General features: G+C 36.2%; 2 protein-coding genes. Both read right to left on the reverse strand.

Annotated features, from left to right (window positions below):
• Window positions 1-256: 256 nt before the first annotated feature.
• On the reverse strand, window positions 257-1,030 hold the full coding sequence (locus BN338_RS10055; protein WP_039762030.1) for an alpha/beta fold hydrolase: 774 nt from the start codon (window positions 1,028-1,030) through the stop codon (window positions 257-259).
• Window positions 1,027-1,539, reverse strand: a complete 513-nt coding sequence (locus tag BN338_RS10060) for a DUF192 domain-containing protein (RefSeq protein WP_039762032.1) — start codon at window positions 1,537-1,539, stop codon at window positions 1,027-1,029. The genes BN338_RS10055 and BN338_RS10060 overlap by 4 nt, the downstream gene beginning before the upstream one ends.
• Window positions 1,540-1,542 lie beyond the last annotated feature (3 nt).

Genomic DNA, 1,542 nt, shown 5'->3' on the forward strand with positions numbered 1-1,542 from the left:
TTAAAACGATATTTTTTAGCAAAAAATATTATTTCATTATTCAAAAATAGTTCTTTTTAACGCATTTTAAAATATAGTTATCTAACTTTAAAAGAATTACACCTCTTCAAAAATATACAGAATAAGCAAATAAGAGCTTATTTTTCTGCCTATTTTTTATAAAGACTTCAAAATAGAAAAGTTTTTAAATAAGATTCTCAGTTTATAGCGAAAAATATTGGGTATTTTTGTAAATGCTAAAACCTATAAAAAATTTTTATTTTATAGGATAGCGAGAAAGAAAATCGATAACACCTTTTTTATAAACTTTATCGCCTACAGCAAGCATATGGTTTCGATCAGGAATTGATAAAGCTTCACCATAAGGCAACAAAGCTGCTAATGGTTCTGCTGCACCACCAATTTCATCTAATGAACCAACGGCTACAAGTGCAGGTTGTTCAATTTTATAAATTTCAGACGCCGTTAACTCCTGTTTTGATGTAATAATACAAGCAGCCAGAGCACGTCTATCACTTTTCGTTTGATCCGCAAATTTACGAAACATTAAACCACGCGTATTGGTAATGGTAGAGGGATCTTCCGCTAAAAGAGCCTCAGCAACAGGCTCCCAATTTCCTGCTCCCGTTACCATACCAATACCTAAACCACCAAAAATAACGCTGTTCACATATGTCGGATACAAAAGAGCCATAAAAGCACTAATACGAGCTCCCATAGAATATCCCATAACATGAGCTTTAGATAACTCTAAATGCTGTAATAGCCTTACTGCATCGCCAGCCATAGCTTGAGGTGTATAAAAAGCAGGATCATAACTTTTAACCGAATCTCCATGCCCCCGATTATCAAGAGCAATAACACGATACCCTGCTTCAGTGAGAATACGAAACCAACCCGTTGCATACCAATTCACCCGAGCAGAAGACCCAAAACCATGAATCAATAAAATAGGTGCACCTTGCCCTTCTTCTCGATAAGCAAATCGCAAACCATCATATTCAAAAAAACGAACGTCTTCAGCTGTCATTTTTTATTGCACTTTCCACAAACAACAGGATGAATAACACGTTGCCCTTTTTGTATCTGTTTTTCAGCAACTTCACCAGCGTTAATCTCAAGTGCAAAAGCTGCAGGAACGCCTGATGAAATGGTTTTTGTTGAAAATGGAGAAGTGTTTTCAATAATCGATACAATAATCCCTTCAGAGTTTAAAAAAATCATATCTAACGGCAAAGGTGTATTAGCCATCCACATAAAAAACTCTTGTTCAACTCCCGATTGATAACTTTTTTGCTGCTTAAAGAGCATCGCACGATCGTGTGGAAAATCAGTCCGATACATTAAACCAGCCGCTGCCTGAGAGGGGGTAAAAGCAATCTCTACTTTATAAGAAACAGTACCGTGCTTTGTGTGTATTTCTAAAGGAATCGGATGAACAGGGATCCTCATGGGCTCCTTTGCGACAACAAAGCGCATTTCTAACATAAAAAGTATCACCAATAAAACAACACACCCTTTTTTAAAAGGCTTTAACATTTT

Origin of the sequence: Bartonella queenslandensis AUST/NH15 (assembly GCF_000312585.1) — a bacterium.
Classification (GTDB): Bacteria; Pseudomonadota; Alphaproteobacteria; order Rhizobiales; family Rhizobiaceae; genus Bartonella; species Bartonella queenslandensis_A.